The sequence below is a fragment of the Streptomyces sp. AgN23 genome, assembly GCF_001598115.1.
Lineage (GTDB): Bacteria > Actinomycetota > Actinomycetes > Streptomycetales > Streptomycetaceae > Streptomyces > Streptomyces antimycoticus.
This window is the reverse complement of sequence record NZ_CP007153.1, coordinates 9,470,190-9,485,869: the sequence shown is the minus strand read 5'-3', so window position 1 is coordinate 9,485,869 and position 15,680 is coordinate 9,470,190. Positions and strand designations below refer to the sequence as shown.

At 73.5% G+C, this 15,680-nt stretch carries 10 protein-coding genes; 4 read left to right on the top strand and 6 right to left on the bottom strand.

Annotated elements, in window-relative coordinates; genetic code table 11:
• Positions 1-91: 91 nt before the first annotated feature.
• Positions 92-1,285, top strand: a complete 1,194-nt coding sequence (locus AS97_RS41060; protein ID WP_086708843.1) for a CapA family protein — start codon at positions 92-94, stop codon at positions 1,283-1,285.
• Between the two features lie 21 nt (positions 1,286-1,306).
• Here the strand turns inward: AS97_RS41060 and AS97_RS41055 are convergent, their stop codons facing one another.
• Entirely contained in the window at positions 1,307-3,958 is a 2,652-nt protein-coding gene (locus AS97_RS41055) for an ATP-dependent Clp protease ATP-binding subunit (protein ID WP_210566669.1), read from the bottom strand.
• A 127-nt stretch (positions 3,959-4,085) separates the two neighbouring features.
• A complete protein-coding gene (locus AS97_RS41050; protein ID WP_346159777.1) occupies positions 4,086-5,138 on the bottom strand; it encodes a PP2C family protein-serine/threonine phosphatase in 1,053 nt (350 codons plus the stop codon).
• A gap of 260 nt (positions 5,139-5,398) precedes the next feature.
• Between AS97_RS41050 and sigJ the strand changes: the two genes are divergently transcribed.
• A complete protein-coding gene (gene sigJ / locus AS97_RS41045; protein WP_059144661.1) occupies positions 5,399-6,271 on the top strand; it encodes an RNA polymerase sigma factor SigJ in 873 nt (290 codons plus the stop codon).
• A 74-nt stretch (positions 6,272-6,345) separates the two neighbouring features.
• A complete protein-coding gene (locus AS97_RS41040) occupies positions 6,346-7,428 on the top strand; it encodes an FAD-dependent oxidoreductase (RefSeq protein ID WP_086710618.1) in 1,083 nt (360 codons plus the stop codon).
• An 88-nt stretch (positions 7,429-7,516) separates the two neighbouring features.
• Here AS97_RS41040 and AS97_RS41035 read toward each other — a convergent pair whose 3' ends face one another.
• The 4 genes from AS97_RS41035 to AS97_RS41020 form a co-directional block, all read right to left on the bottom strand.
• Entirely contained in the window at positions 7,517-8,977 is a 1,461-nt protein-coding gene (locus AS97_RS41035; RefSeq protein ID WP_210566668.1) for an aldehyde dehydrogenase family protein, read from the bottom strand.
• Positions 8,978-9,052: 75 nt separating this feature from the next.
• Positions 9,053-10,825, bottom strand: coding sequence for an ABC transporter permease subunit (locus AS97_RS41030; protein ID WP_125758022.1), 1,773 nt, complete (start codon positions 10,823-10,825; stop codon positions 9,053-9,055).
• A 155-nt stretch (positions 10,826-10,980) separates the two neighbouring features.
• A complete protein-coding gene (locus AS97_RS41025) occupies positions 10,981-12,567 on the bottom strand; it encodes an ABC transporter substrate-binding protein (RefSeq protein WP_210566667.1) in 1,587 nt (528 codons plus the stop codon).
• Positions 12,568-12,641: 74 nt separating this feature from the next.
• Entirely contained in the window at positions 12,642-13,187 is a 546-nt protein-coding gene (locus tag AS97_RS41020) for a GNAT family N-acetyltransferase (RefSeq protein ID WP_059144658.1), read from the bottom strand.
• Positions 13,188-13,260: 73 nt separating this feature from the next.
• Here AS97_RS41020 and AS97_RS41015 point away from each other — a divergent pair, with 73 nt between their 5' ends.
• Positions 13,261-15,675 (top strand): tetratricopeptide repeat protein, encoded by a 2,415-nt coding sequence (locus AS97_RS41015; RefSeq protein ID WP_260613175.1) that lies wholly within the window; start codon positions 13,261-13,263, stop codon positions 15,673-15,675.
• The last annotated feature ends 5 nt before the right edge of the window (positions 15,676-15,680 follow it).

Here is a 15,680-nt window from a genome sequence, read left to right as displayed (position 1 = left end):
GAACCGGTGAAGCTCCCCACCACTCCGCAACCCCTCGGGATGTCGTGCATATAAATATGACAATCCGACAATCAGAACAAAAAGGTCCGGCATGGATCGGACCAGTGCGGAGTGCACCGTGTCCCATCACCCACGCCATCGGACGGCGCTTCTCGCCGTCGCCCTGCTCGGCGCCGTCACCGCGTGCGGCAGCGGGACACCGGCCGCCCCCAAGGCCGAGGAAAAGCCGTCGAGAACCGCGCCGGCCAGGAGCGGGGCCACGAAGGGCTTCACCCTGGTGGCCACCGGCGATCTGCTGGTGCACGCCTCGGTCATCCGGCAGGCACAGGCGGACGCGGGCGGTGACGGCTATGACTTCCAGCGCATGATCCGGGCGGCGACGCCCGTCATCGCCCAGGCCGACCTGGCCATCTGCCATATGGAGACCGTCTACGGGGCCGCCCACGGACCGTTCACCGGCTATCCGACCTTCAAGACGCCTCCGCAGCTCGCCTCGGCCGTGAAGAGCCTCGGCTACGACTCCTGCTCCACCGCCTCCAACCACACCCTCGACGCCGGTCCCGAGGGGGTGGTCCGCACTCTCGACGCCATGGACAAGGCCGGGCTCAAGCACGCCGGATCGGCCCGTTCCGCCACGGAGAGCACCCGTCCCACGATGATGAGGGCCGGTGGCACCAAGGTCGCCCAGCTCGCCTACGCCTACGGCACCAACGGCATCCCGGTCCCCAAGGGCAAGGCGTGGCTGGTCAACCTCATCAACCCGGCGCGGATCATCAAGGACGCCCGGGCCGCCCGGCGCGCCGGGGCCGATGTGGTCGTCGTCAGCATGCACTGGGGCACCGAATGGCAGCAGGCGCCGGACAAGCTCCAGCTCGCGCTCGCCAAGAAGCTGACCGCCTCCAAGGACGGGGGCCGCCGCGACATCGACCTGATCATCGGCACCCACGCCCATGTCCCCCAGGCGTACGAGAAGGTCAACGGCACCTGGGTGGTCTACGGCATGGGCGACCAGATCGCGGGGATCATGCCCGACAAGCGCGGTCAGATGGGCTCGGCGGCCCGCTTCACCTTCACCCCGCCCACCGCGGAGGGCAGGGCGTGGGAGGTGAAGAAGGCGGAGTACATCCCGCACGCCGTGGACAACGATCCGATCTCCCTGGTGAACCTTCCCCGGGCCCTGGAGAAGAGCCCCGGTAACCCGGGCTACACCAGCGCGCTGAGCACCATCCAGGAGGCGGTGCTCAGCCGGGGCGCCAAGAAGGACGGTCTGACGATGGGCCGTTGACCCGGCCCGCTCCCCGTGGCACTACCACTCGGGCTGATCCGGCCCGCCCGGCTCGTCCGGCTGCTCCGCCTGACCTCCCGGCTCCTCCGCCTGATCCGGCGGGCCGGGCTGCCCCGCCCGGTCCGCCTCCTGTGTGCGGAAGACCAGGTTTTCGTTCTCCACATCGACCCGGACATGGCTGTGGGCCGGCAGCGTGCCGCCGAGCAGCATCCGGGAGAGCGGATTGTCGACCTCGCGCTGGATGGTGCGGCGCAGCGGCCGGGCGCCGTACTCCGGCTGGTGTCCGTGCTGGGCCAGCCACTCGACGGCGGGCGGGGTGAACTCCACGCTGACGTCCTGGGCGTGCAGCCGGCGCCGGGTCTCCTCCAGCAGCACATCGGCGATCTGCCGGAGCTGGTCGTCGGCGAGCCGGCGGAAGATGACGACCTCGTCGATGCGGTTGAGGAACTCCGGCCGGAAGTGCTCGCGCAGCGGGCGCAGCACCCGCTCCCGGCGCGCCGCCTCGTCGGCCTCGTCGCCACCGCCGCCGAAGCCCAGGGGGCCACCGCGTCCGGTGATGGCTTCCGAGCCGAGGTTGCTGGTCATCACGATGACGGTGTTCTTGAAGTCGATGGTCCGGCCCTGGGCGTCTGTCAGCCTGCCGTCCTCGAGCACCTGGAGCAGGATGTTGAAGACATCGGGGTGCCCCTTCTCCACCTCGTCCAGGAGCAGCAGGGAGTAGGGCTGGCGCCGCACCGCCTCGGTGAGCTGCCCGGCCTCCTCGTGCCCGACGTATCCGGGGGGCGCGCCGACCAGCCGGCTGACGGTGTGCTTCTCCTGGTACTCGCTCATGTCGAGGCGGACCATGCGGTCCTCGCTGCCGAAGAGCGCCTCGGCCAGTGCGCGGGCCAGTTCGGTCTTGCCGACGCCGGTGGGGCCGAGGAAGAGGAAGCTGCCGCTCGGGCGGTTGGGGTCGGCGAGTCCGGCGCGGGCGCGCAGGACCGCGTCGGCCACGGCGGCCACGGCCTCCTCCTGCCCGACGACCCGTCGATGGAGGTGTTCCTCCAGGCCCAGCAGGCGCTGGCGCTCCTCCTGGGTGAGGCTGGCGACGGGGATTCCGGTCTGCCGGGAGACGATTTCGGCGATGTCCTCGACGGTCACCTCGGCGACGCGCCCGCCATGGTACTGCGTACCGGATGCCTCCGCGATCCGGGTGTTCAGTTCGGCGATGCGGTCCCGCAGGGAGGTGGCGTGTTCGTAGCTCTCGGACGCGACGGCCTGGTCCTTGTCCCGGGTGAGCTGCTCGACCTCCCGTTCCAGGGCGCGCAGATCGGTGCCGCGGCCGCTGGAGCGCAGCCGGACCCGGGCGCCGGCCTGGTCCATGAGGTCGATGGCCTTGTCCGGCAGGAAACGGTCGGTCAGATAGCGGTCGGAGAGCTCGACGGCGGCGAGCAGCGCCTCGTCGGTGTAGCGGACCTGGTGATGGGCTTCGTAGCGGTCCCGGAGGCCGTGCAGGATGGCGACAGCGTCCGTGGGGGTGGGCTCGGGGACCATGATGGGCTGGAAGCGGCGGGCGAGCGCGGCGTCCTTCTCGATGTACTGGCGGTACTCCCGGAGCGTGGACGCGCCCATCACATGCAGTTCGCCGCGGGCCAGCGCGGGCTTGAGGAGATTGCTCGCGTCCATCTGGCCGCCCTCGGAGCCACCGCCGCCGGCGCCGACGACCGTGTGCAGCTCATCGATGAAGATGATCAACTCGTCGGAGTTGGCGCGGATCTCATCGACGATGCCGGTGACCCGCTGCTCGAAGTCGCCACGGAAGCGGGTGCCGGCCACGACGCTCGCGATGTCGAGTTGGACGACCCGGCGGCCGAGCAGGATGTCCGGCACATCGGCGTCGGTGATCCGCTGGGCGAGCCCTTCGACGACGGCCGTCTTGCCGACTCCGGCCTCGCCGATGAGGACGGGGTTGTTCTTGCCGCGCCGGGCGAGCACCTCGATGCTCTGCTCGATCTCCTCCTCGCGGCCGATCACCGGGTCGATCCGCCCCTCGCGGGCCAGTTCGGTCAGATCGCGGCCGAACCGGTCGAGGTTCGGGGTCTTCCGCTGGTCCACGACGGGCCGCTGGTCGGTCGTGGGGGCGCTCGGCGTGAGGCCACCGGTCTGGGGCGGACCGGGGGCCCGGGGCTCGAAGCGGGCGGCGCCCAGGATCTGCCCGGCGGTGGACTCGCGGTTGGCGGCGAGCGCGATCAGTACGTGCTCGGGACCGATGTACGAGGAGCCGCGTGAGCGGGCTATCTCATGAGCGTCGAGCAACGCCCGCTTGACGGCCGGGGTGACGGCGACCGAGTTGCGCGGCGGGCCGGCGCCCGCTTCCCGGTCGATATCCGCGGCGATCCGGTCGGGGTCGGCTCCGGCGCGCGAGACCATGGTCCGGGTGGGCTCGGAGAAGAGCGCCGCCCGCAGCAGATGTTCGGTGTCGAGATCGGTGCTGCCGTGTTCGGCGGCGTAGGAGGCGGCGGCCGAGACGAGATGCCGCGCGTTCTCACTCATCAGCCGGCCGAAGTCGACATGCCGTGAATCGGGCCGCTGCCCGGCCGGCCCGGTCCCGAGGAAGCGTGCGAGGAAGTCGCCGAGTGGATCCGGCCCGAAGTCCTCGGGGCCCTGGTTCGGGCCCTCGTTCCCGCTGCCCATGTGACCAGTTTAAGGGCGATTGATACCGATGTCCGTTCGTGGGCGGTTTCGCGAGGGTGCGGGCATCGGGGAGCCGGGCTCCGCCCCAGCCTCCGCCCGGACCCCCTCGGCTCGCCGCCCGGTGGCGTCAGCGATCCACCCCGTGGCGTTCGAGGACGACCAGGGCGGCGTCATCGCTCTGGTGGCCGCCCGTGTGGGAGACCAGATCGCGGTGCAGTCGGTCGACGAGGTGCTGGGGGCCGTCGCCGTTCCATCCGGGGAGCCGTTCGACGAGCGGATAGAAGGTGCCCTCGCTGTTCCGCGCCTCGATGACCCCGTCGGTGTAGAGCAGCAGCTGATCGCCCTCGTCGAAGGGGAAGACCTCGCTGTGGTACCCGTCGGCCGCCAGATGGCCGAGGCCCAGCGGCAGTGCGGGCGCATAGCCCTCCAGAGTCTTCACGCCCGAGTCGCGCAGCGCGATCGGCGGCGGATGTCCGCAGTTGACGAGGCGGACCACCGGCTGGTCGTCGGGGATCTCCAGCACGGCGGCGGTGACAAACGACTCCCCCGCCCCGGGCGCCTTGTCGGGGGGTTCGGTCCGCTCGGCGGACAGTGCGGTGTCCAAGTGGGCCGCCAGATCGGTCAGGGGTACGGGCCAGTGGGCCATCGCACGGAAGGCACCGAGCACCAGGGAGGCGTCCGCGACGGCGGTCAGCCCGCTGCCCCGGACATCGCCGATGATCAGGCGGGTGGTGTTCGAGGTACGCGCCGCCGCATACAGATCGCCACCGATCTCCGCCCCCGGCTCGGCCGCGAGGTAGACGGAGGCGATCAGCAGCGGGCCGACCCGGACGGGAAGCGGGCGCAGCAGGACCCGCTGCGCCACATCGGCCACCGCCCGCACCCGGTTCAGCTCGCGCATATGCCGGTCGAGGACCGCGCGGAACAGCACGATCATCGCCGAGACCAGGGCCAGGGTGATCACCTCGGTCAGGCGCCCGGGGAGGCCGAGGAAGCCCTCATAGGCGTTCGCCACGATCTGGGCGCCGACGGCCAGGAGCCCGATACACGCGGTGAGCAGGGGGCCGGCGAACGAGGCGGTCATGGCCGGGGCCGCGATCAGCAGCGGGCTGAGCCTCACGCTCGCCGGGGCCAGCACATCGCCGAGCGTGATCAGCCCGATGACCAGCAGGGGGATCACGACCAAGACGCGGGTACGCCACCTTGGCCGGCGCAGATCCGAATGACCCTGCCACATATGCACATCTACTGCTTACGCCTGCCCTTGCCCCCGCGCCAGCCCCGCCCCGCCCGGCAGGGCACAACGCTCCGCCGGAAAGGCCCGGACCTCCCACGAGACCACGGCGTCGCCGGGGAGGCCGCCACCCCGCCCGGGAGGCGGCTGTCACACTTCCGGCCGCCGTCTCGTCCTCCCTCTCGGGCCGACGAGAGGATCAGGACATGGCAGAGCTGACCGACTTCGAACAGCAGCGCGACCGGCTGTGGGCCGTCGCCTATCGCATCACCGGCTCGGTCGCCGACGCCGATGACGCGGTGCAGGAGACCTGGCTGCGCTGGCAGGCGCTGCCCGCCGACGAGGTCGCCGACCCCCGCGCGTACCTGACCACCGTCATCAGCCGGATCTGCTACGACCTGCTGGGGTCGGCGCGGATGCGGCGCGAGGCGTACGTCGGTCCCTGGCTGCCCGAGCCGGTGGTGGCGGCCGGCGGTCCGGAGGACCGGGTGACGCTCGACGAGTCGGTGGGGCTGGCGCTGCTCACCGTGCTGGAGCGGCTGACCCCGGCGGAGCGGACCGCCTTCATCCTGCACGATGTCTTCTCGGTGCCGTTCCCCGAGATCGCCGAGGTCGTGGGCCGTAGTTCGGATTCCGTACGGCAACTGGCCTCCCGGGCGCGCAAGCGGGTCCGGGAGGAGGCGCCGCGGCGCTCGGTGGACCGGGGGGAGCACCGGCGCGCCGTGGACGCGTTTCTCCAGGCGGTGCTGGGCGGTGACATGGAGGCGCTGCTGGAGATCCTGGATCCGGAGGTCGTCTGGCGTTCGGACGGTGGCGGCAAGGTGGCGGCGGCCCGGGTCCCGGTGGTGGGCAACGAGAAGGTGGCCCGCTTCGCCCAGCGTCTCGGCCGGGGCTTCGACCCGGCCACGATGGTGGTGCACCGTTGCGCGGTCAACGATGCCCCGGGCCTGGTCATCGCCGACCGCACGGACGGCCAGGCCGTGGTTTTCGCCTTCTCCGTGCACCAGGGTCTGATCACCGAGATCGACGTGATCGTCAACCCCGACAAGCTCCGCCACCTCGACCTGCCGAGCCTGTGACCGGCATCACCGTCACATCTGGGGCCGCCATGTCGTCCTCCTCGTGAACACCACCCGAGAAGGAGGCCGCCGGTATGGAGAAGCAGCAGGTCCTGGTACTCGGCGCGGGCTATGCGGGGCTGATGGCCGCCCTGCGGCTGGCCCCGCACACCCGCGTCACCCTGGTCGATCCGAGCACCGCTTTCACCGAACGGATCCGGCTGCACGAGCGGGCCGCCGGACGGCCCGACATCACACATCCGCTCGACGCGCTGGCGCGGCGGGCCGGCATCGCCCACGTGGCCGCCCGCGCCACCCGGATCGACCCGGCCGCCCGGCAGGTCACCACCGACGACGGCCGCCAGCTGCCGTACGACCGGCTGGTGTACGCGCTCGGCAGCCGCACCCCCGACCCCGGTGAGCGCGCCTACACCCCGGAGACGGCGGCCGAACTGCACAAGCGGCTGCTGGACGGCCCGGGCGAGCTGACGGTGGTCGGCGGGGGACTCACCGGCATCGAGCTCGCGGCCGAGATCGCCGAGTCCCAGCCCGCCTGGAAGGTCCGGCTGATCACGGGCGACGAGGTCGGCACGGGGCTGTCGGCGAAGGGCCGCGCCCATGTCCGTTCAACGCTCACCGGGCTCGGTGTCCGGATCGAGGAGGGCCGCCGGGTGGCTTGCCCCGAGGACATCGACACCGACGCGGTGGTGTGGGCCACCGCGATGACCGCGAACGCCGCCCTGGCCGAGGCCGCCGGGATCACCCTCGATCCCAGCGGCGGCATCAGCGTCGACGGCGCCCTGCGCTCGGTGTCCCATCCGGAGATCTACGCGGTGGGCGACGCCGCGGCCATGACCACCCCGGCCGCAGGTCACCTGCGCATGGCCTGTGCCACCGCGCTCCCGGCCGGTTCGCACGCCGCCTCCTCGATCCTCGCCGAGACACGCGGGCGGCAGCCGGAGCCGCTGCGCTTCCGCTTTGTGGTGCAGTGCGTGAGCCTGGGCCGCCGGGACGGGCTGATCCAGTTGGTGCGGGCGGACGACTCCCCGCGCGAGCGGGTGCTGCGCGGTGGCCTGGCCGCACGCGCCAAGGAGCGGGTCGTGCGCTCCACGGTCAGCATGCTGCGGCTGGCGGCGCGCCGCCCCGGGGCCGTGCCCCTCATCCCCGGGATGAGCTGAATCTCCGGGATGAGGTGCGTCCCCGGGATGAGGTGCGTCCCGGGGACGAGCTGAATCCCGGCGATGGGCCGAGGGCGCCGCGCAGCCGCTAGAAGGGGTAGTGCGCGTGCTGGGTGGCGAGGGTGATCCACCGGGTGTCGCTGAACGCCTCGATGCCCCAGCGGCCGCCGAACCGCCCGTACCCCGAGTGCTTGATGCCACCGAACGGGGCCTGTGGCTCGTCCGCCACCGACTGGTCGTTGATGTGCACGATGCCGGTCCGGATACGGCGGGCGACCTTGAGCCCATGGGTCCCGTTCTCGGTGATGATGCCGCAGGTCAGGCCGTGGTCGGTGGCGTTGGCCAGGGCCACGGCCCGATCGTCGTCGGCGAAGGTGTCGACCACGCACACCGGCCCGAACGCCTCGGCGTGGTGGATGTCCATGTCCGGGGTGACACCGGTCAGCACCGTCGCCGGGTGGACCGCGCCGTCCGGTTCGCCACCGCCGGTCAGCACCGTGGCACCCTTGTCCACCGCGTCCTTCACCAGGGCCGCCACCCGGCGTGCCGAGGCGGCCGCGACCAGCGGGCCGACCACGGTGGACGGGTCGGCCGGGTCGCCGCACGGCAGGGCGGCCACCTTGGCGGTGAACTTCGCGGTGAACTCCTCGGCGAGGCTCTCGTGGACGAGTATCCGGTCGCCGGACATGCAGATCTGACCGGAGTTCATGAACACGCCGAAGGCGGCGGCGTTCACCGCGTGGTCCACATCGGCGTCGTCCAGGACGATGATGGCGTTCTTGCCACCCAGCTCCAGCACGGCCGGCTTGAGGTGCTGCGCGGCGAGTGAACCGATGGTCCTGCCGACTCCGGTGGAGCCGGTGAAGTTGACGACGCGTACGCGCGGATCGGCGATGAGGGCCTCGGCCACCTCGGCGGCGTCCTCACGGGCGTTGGTGACCACATTGAGCACGCCGTCGGGCAGCCCGGCGTCGCACAGCACATCGGCGACGAAGAGCCCGCAGGCGAGCGGGGCGTCCTCGCTGGGCTTCATCACGACCGTATTGCCGGCCGCCAGGGGCGCCGCGACGGAACGGACCCCGAGGATGATCGGCGCGTTCCAGGGGGCGAAGGCGGCAACGACACCGGCCGGTTCGCGGACGGCGAGGCCGAGCGCGCCCGCCTCCTGGGCGCTGAGCACCTCACCGCGCGGGGCGGTGATCGCGGCGGCGGCCTCGCGGAGGATGTTCGCGGCCAGGCCCACGTTGAAGTGCGCCCAGGGCGCGGTGCCTCCGGCCTCCTGGGCCATGATCGCGGCGGCCCGGTCGGCGCGCGACTCCAGCAGATCCGCCGCGGTCAGGAAGATCCTACGGCGCTCGAACGGGGCCAGCTCCGCCCAGGCCGGGAAGGCGGCGTCGGCGGCGGCCACCGCACGCGCCACGTCCTCGGCCCCGGCGGCCGCGACGGTGGCGAACACCTCACCGGTGTAGGGGTTGAGGTCCTCGGCGGTGCGCCCCGAGGCGGCCGGGGTGTCCTTGCCATCGATCAACAGGTCGCGGTGAAGGGTCATATCGGATGTCCTTTGCGGTCCCTCGCCCCAAGGGCGCGTTCGCGGAATGAACTTCAGTTCACTATGACGTGGACGTCAGTCTCCGCCGCGCCCGGGGCCGTCGTCAATGCGCAGCCGCCGACGGCGCCACCACACCCCGCCGGACGCCGTCACCGCCAGGACGCCCAGGAGGGCCAGTGCGGCGGCGGGGGCGAGGACCGTCCACGGGGCGCGCTCGGCGTAGGGATGGTTCTCGGCCAGCAGCCGGCCCCACTCCGGGGACGGCGGCTGCGCGCCCAGGCCGAGGAAGCCCAGTGAGGCCAGGGCGAGCGCCGCGGCCGGCAGACGCAGCAGGGCGTGCCTGACGACCGGGGGCAGAACCGCGGGCAGGATGTGGCGGCGCAGCAGATGGCGGCGGGAGGCGCCCAGTGCGCGGGTGGCGGCGAGATGTGCGGCGGCGCGCTGTTGCCACAGCAGGGCGGAGGTGTGCGCGGCCAGCGGCGCCCAGGCGACGGCGGCCACGGCGAGCGCGGGGGTGTACGGACCGCGTCCGGCCGCCCCGGCGACCAGGAGCCCGGCGAGCACGGGCGGCACCGCGTTCACGGTCTCGACGAGTCCGCCGGACAGCCGGGGCACCAGGCCGAGCAGCACCCCCGCCACCAGCGCGGCGGTGCTCACCGCCACCGCGAGCGCGAGCGTGGACAGCGCGCCGTGCCCCACCCGGGCCAGCAGATCACGGCCCAGCGCGTCGGTGCCGAACGGATGTGTCCAGGACGGGGAGGTGAGCCGGGCGGCGGTGTCCACGACCAGCGGGTCCCGGAGGGCACCGAGCACCACGACGGCGAGCAGGAGCGCGCCGTAGAGCAGCGGAACGGAGCGGGCGGACGGCCCGGACGGCCGGTGGAGCGAGGGGAGCGCCCCGTCGCGCAGCGCGGGCCCGAGCAACAGCCGGGCCGCGAGCCGGGCGAGACCTCCGGCGGCGGCCGCGAGCAGGACGAGGACGAGGGTGCCCGCCTGAAGCATCGGCAGGTCCTGGGCGATGGCCGCCTGCAGGGTGAGCCGGCCGAGCCCGGGGATGTCGAAGACCTGCTCGACGGCGACCGCCCCACCGGTGAGCCCGACCACGAACAACCCGATGTTCGGCAGCACTCCGGGCACGGCACGCCGCAGCGCGTGGCGGGCGATCCGCCGGGCGGGCAGCCCGCGTGCGGCGGCGGCCCGGGCCCACGGCTCCGCGAACGCGCCGGGCAGGGCGTCGTCCAGGACCCGGCCCAGCAGGGCGCCCGCGGGCAGGCCGAGGGCGAGCGAGGGCAGCACCATCCACCGCGGCCCGTACCAGCCGGCCGCGGGCAGCCAGCCGAGCCGCACCCCGACCACGGCGGCCAGCACGGATGCCAGCAGGAACTCCGGCAGCGCGGCGAACAGCGCGCCGCCGCTTCCCGCACCGGCCCCGCGCCGGGCGGCCCGCCGCCGCGGCCCGAGCCACAGCGTGCGCCCGCACACCGCGCCCGCGGTGACCGCCGCGACCACCAGCGCCCCGCCCATGAGCAGCAGCGAGACGCCGAGGGCCTCGGCGACCGAGGGGGTCACGGCGGTCCCCGAGATCCAGGACCGGCCCGCGTCGCCGTGGGGCAGTCCGGCGAGCCACCGGCCGAGCAGCCGCAACGGCCCGGCGTCGAGGCCGAGTTGGGAGCGCAGGGACTCCAGGAGCTCGGGGCTGGGCTCGCGGTCGGCCTCGCGCGCCTTGAGGACGGTGCGGGCGGGGTCGGTGCGGGACAGCCAGGGCAGCAGCCCGATGCCGCACAGCAACGCCCCGGCGAGCGCGAGGCGCCACAGCGCGCTCAGACCGGTGGACCGCGCCCCGCTCAGGCCGGTGGACCACCCGCCGCCCGGGCGGGGGAACCGCGCCGCGCTCGGCCCGGTGTTCCGCCCGGCGCCCAGCCCGGTGGACCGCCCGCGCGTGCTCGGCCCGGTCGACCGCCCCGCCCCAGGCCCGGTGGACCGCGCCCCGGTCCGCGCGCCGCTCAACGCCGCGTACCGGTGCCGACAAGCGTGCGCTCGTACGGATCGAGGATCACACCCCGCACCGAGGCGCCGACGCCGTGGATGATCCGCTGATGGACCAGCGGGACGACCCCGTCCGTGCGCAGCACGGCGGTCTGCGCGGCCAGGGCGGCCCGATGGCGCGCCGCGTCGTCGGCGCGGGCCCCGGCCTCGGCGACCGCGCGGTCCACGGCCTTGTCGCACACCCGGGCCAGGTTGTAGCCGCCGTCGCAGGTGAAGTCGTCGGCAAGATAGGAGACCGGGTCGCCGGTGTCGAGCATGGTGTTCCGGGCGGCCACCACGGCGTCGAACTTCCCGGCCAGGGCGTCGCCTTCGAGCCGGGAGTACTCGCGCACCTCCAGCTTCACACCGAACCCGGCCTTGCGCAGCTGCTGTTGCAGCACTTGGGCCACCTCGGGCAGCTCGGGCCGGTTGTCGTAGGTGGCGAGGGTGAGCGCGGGGTTCCCGGCGCGCTTGGCGGCGGGGCGGCCGGTCGGCCGGGGGCGCTCGCCCCCGGCCCAGGTGAGGGCCGGGCCGAACAGGCCGCGGCCGATGTCGGCATGCCCCTCGTACACGTCCTCGGCGAGGGCGGAGGCGTCGACGGCCTCGCGGGCGGCGGCGCGGACGGCGGGATCGGCGAAGGGGCCGGAGCGAGTATTGAGGAAGAGGGCGGTGGTGCGAGTGGTGGGCACCTCACGGACGGTCGGCTGGTCGAGGGTGGCCGCCTGGGAGACCGGGACCGCCTCGGCTATGTCCACCTCGCCGCTGCGCAGCGCGTTGGTGCGGGCCGTGCCATCGACGATGAAGCGGACATCGAGACCGGAGGCGTGGGCGAGGCCGCCCCAGTAGTCGGCGAAGCGGTGGAGCGTGGCACGGGTGGCGCCGCTCGTCCTGGCCAGGGTGAAGGGACCGGTGGCGGTGCCGGCCGGATCGACCGCCGCTTTCCCATTCGCCGCGCCCGAACGCGCCTGGGCCGTACCGGACGTATCCGTACCGGACGTATCCGCGCCTGACTTATCCGCACCGGCCTTCGTGCGATACGCCTTGGGCGAGAGGACGGCCAGGCTCGGGCTGGACAGTCGCAGGGGCAAGGCGGAGTCGGCGGTGCCGGTGGTGACGCGGACCCGCCGCTCCCCCACCGCCTCGGCGGTGAGCCTGACCCCGGTGAGCGCGGCGGGCGCGGGATCGGCGTGGGTGGCATGGGTGAGGGCACCCGCCACCGCCGCCGGGGTGACCTCGGTGCCGTCCTGGAACCGCGCCTCGCGCAGGGTGAACACCCAGCCACCGCCACTCTCCCGGGTCCAGGACTCGGCGAGGGCGGGCACCGCGCCGCCGTTGCCGTCCAGCCGGGTCAGCCCCTCGGTGACCCCGAGCCGGCTGAGCAAGGTGGCGTCGGCGCCGTACGGGGAGAAGCGCTCGGCGGGCGGGAAGGCCATCGCGACCCGGAGGCGTCCACCGCCCGCGCCGGCCCCGGCGTCGTACGGCGAACCGTCGCGGGCCGCGAAACAGCCGGTGAGCAGCGGGACGAGCAGCAGCGCGGCGGCCCACCGGCGGCGGACAGAGTGCATGGGCGTGGTTCTCCAGGGGCGGCGCGGGAACGGCGAACACCAACACTAGATGATGATAATCATTTCCATAAAGGTCAGGGTGCCCCGGGCCCCATCGGGACCTCGAAGTGGACGATTCCCTGACCGCCCCCGGGCGCCTCCCGCTCATCGCAGATGACCTTCCCCAGCGACCGCCAGAACGGCTCGGCCCCCACCACCCCCGGATCGGTGTGCAGATAGACCGCGCGATAGCCGCCGTCCGCCACGGCGAAGTCGAGCAGCGCATGCACCAGCCGCCGGGCCAGCCCGTTGCGCCGATGCTCGGACCGCACATAGACCCGGCGCAGCTGGGCGGTCTCCCCCGATGGGTAACGCGCGGCCAGCCACGGCGGGTTGGGCGGATGGGCCGGGCCCCGGGAGTCGAGCGCGGCGGTCGCCACGACCGCCCCGTCGCTCTCGTCCACCGCCACCAGCAGGGTGTGGCGCGCGCCGGTCAGATACGCGGCGGCGGGATCGATGATGTCGGCGTGCCAGCGTGGCACATAGCCGGTCGCGAAGTCGCGGTAGACGATGTCGAGCATCACGCTGCGGGCGGCGTCGAGGTCATCGGGGGTCGCGGTTCTGATGCGATAGCTGGGCACCTGCGCATCGTACGCAATAAGCCTGCGCGCCGACCGTGCTGGCAGACTGGGTCCGGACCGGAGGAGGGGGCCGATGGGGCGGGGACGGCCGTCGATGCAGGAGCTGATCCAGCGGCGCAGGAACGCCGGATTCGTGGGGCGGCAGAGGGAACTGCACGCGTTCCGCGACAACTTCGGGCTGCCGCCGGAGGACGGGCGGCATCGCTTTGTCTTCCATGTGCACGGCCACGCGGGTGTGGGCAAGACCTGGCTGATGCGCCGGCTGGAAGAGACCGCCCGCCAGGAGTACGGCGCGCTCACCGCCCGCGTCGACGAGGCGGCGGGCTCCGTCCCCGAGGCGATGGCCGCGATCAGCGAGCAATTCGCCCGCCAGGGACGGGAGTTCACGGCCTTGGACCGGCGGCTCGCCACGTACCGGCAGCGCCGCCACGAGGCGGAGTCGGTACCGGCGGAGGGCGAGCGGACCGGACCCAGCACCGGCAGCATGGTCGCCGCGCGAGCCGGGCTCACCGGCCTCGGCCTGGTGCCCGGTGTCGGGGCGCTGGCGGGTGCCGTCGACCCGGTGCCGCTCGCCGAGCGCACCGACCGGCTGCGGGCGGCGCTCAGCTCGCGGTTCCGCGACCACAAGGACGTCCAGCTGGTGCTGGACCCGGTGGAGACGCTGACCCCGCTGCTGGTCAGGGAGTTATCGGAGGCGGCAGCGGCGGTGCCGTGGCTGGTGTTGTTCTTCGACACCTACGAGCGCCTCGGCCCGCTGCTCGACCCCTGGCTGCGCACCCTGCTGACCAGCGAACGCCTGGGCACCCTCCCGGCCAACACCGTGCTGGTGCTGGCCGGGCAGACCCGCCCGGACCCCGGCTGCTGGGGCGATCTGGCCGATGTGGTCGCGGAGCTGCCGCTGGAGCCGTTCACCGACGCGGAGGCCCGGCAGCTGCTCAGCGCCAAGGGGATCACCGATGAGCCGGTGGTGCGGGAGGTGCTGCGGCTCTCCGGCCGGCTGCCGGTGCTGGTGTCCACCCTCGCCGAGAACCCCGGAACCAGCGGCGATCTGGACGACCCCAGTGCCACCGCCGTCGACCGGTTCCTGAAGTGGGAGCGCGATCCGGTGCGCCGCTCCGCCGCCCTGGCGGGCGCGCTGCCCCGGCGGCTGAACGAGGACATCTTCAGGGCGGCGGTGGACGAGGACGGAGCCGAGTTGTTCGGCTGGCTGCGGTCGCTGCCCTTCATCGGCGACCGTAACGGGGCGGTTCGCTACCACGATGTGGTCCGCGCCCCGATGCTGCGGCTTCGGCGGACCACTTCACCGCAGCGGTGGAGCGCGGCGCACACCCGGCTGGCGGAGACCTTCGCCGGGTGGCGGGAGGCGGCCGCCGGGGGGCTCGACGCGCGCGACGGGTGGCGGCTGGCCGCCTGGAGCGGACCGCGGCTGGAGGAGTGGTACCACCTGCTGTGCGCACGGCCGTCGGCGGCGCTGCCCGGGGCGCTGCGGGACGGGATCGGCGCCTGCGACGCGGGCCCCGCGGTGGCCCGGCGCTGGGCGTCCACCCTGGTCGAGGCGGGCGAGGACGCCGACTCGGACGCGGTGCGCACCTGGGGGTGGCGCCTGGTGGAGGCGCTGGCGGACGAACGGCGGCGCGGTATCGAGGCGATGGGGCTGCTGCTGACGCGGGCCGGGCTGGACGCCCCCGCCCGGGTCGCGGCACTCGTCGTACGGGGGTGGCACCGCCGGTCGGTCGAGGAGTTCGACGGGGCGCTGGAGGACTTCCGCCGGGCGATCGAGCTGGACCCCGGGAACGTACGCGCGCACTTCGGGCGTGCCGTGGTCCACCGGGCGACCGGGGACTTCACCGCGGCGATGGACGCGCTGGACGGCGTGGCGGCGCTGGAGCCGGACTCGACCTGGGTGCGGCGGGAGCGCGGCGAGACCTGCCGCCGGGCGGGACGGTACGAGGAGGCGCTGGCCCTGCTCGACCCGGTGGTCGCGGCCGATCCGGCGGACCATGTGGCCCTGGGCAGCCGCGGCCAGACCATGATGGCGCTCGGCCGGATCCACGAGGCCCTGGCCGACTTCGGCCGGGCCATCGAACTGAACGGCGACTACACCTGGGCGCTGGTCCGGCGGGCCCGTGTCCGCAGCACGCTGGGGGACGCGGCGGGCGCGCTGGAGGACCTGGACCGGGCGGAGGCGCTGGAGCCGGGTGTCCCGGGAACGCTGGGCGAGCGCGGCGATATCCACCGCTTCGCGGGCCGCTACGAGGAGGCCATCGCGGAGTACGACCGGGCGCTGGCCCTCGACCCCGGCTACGCCTGGGCTTTGGGGAGCCGCGCGATGGCCAACGAGGCCCTGGGCAGACCCGCGGAGGCGCTGGCGGATCTGGACCGTGCGGTGGCGCTGAATCCCGGCTACGCCTGGGCCGTGGCGCAGCGCGAGCGTTTGCTTCTCGGCGGGGATTCACCGGAGGGCGGACGGAACGACGGACCGGTGTGACCTGC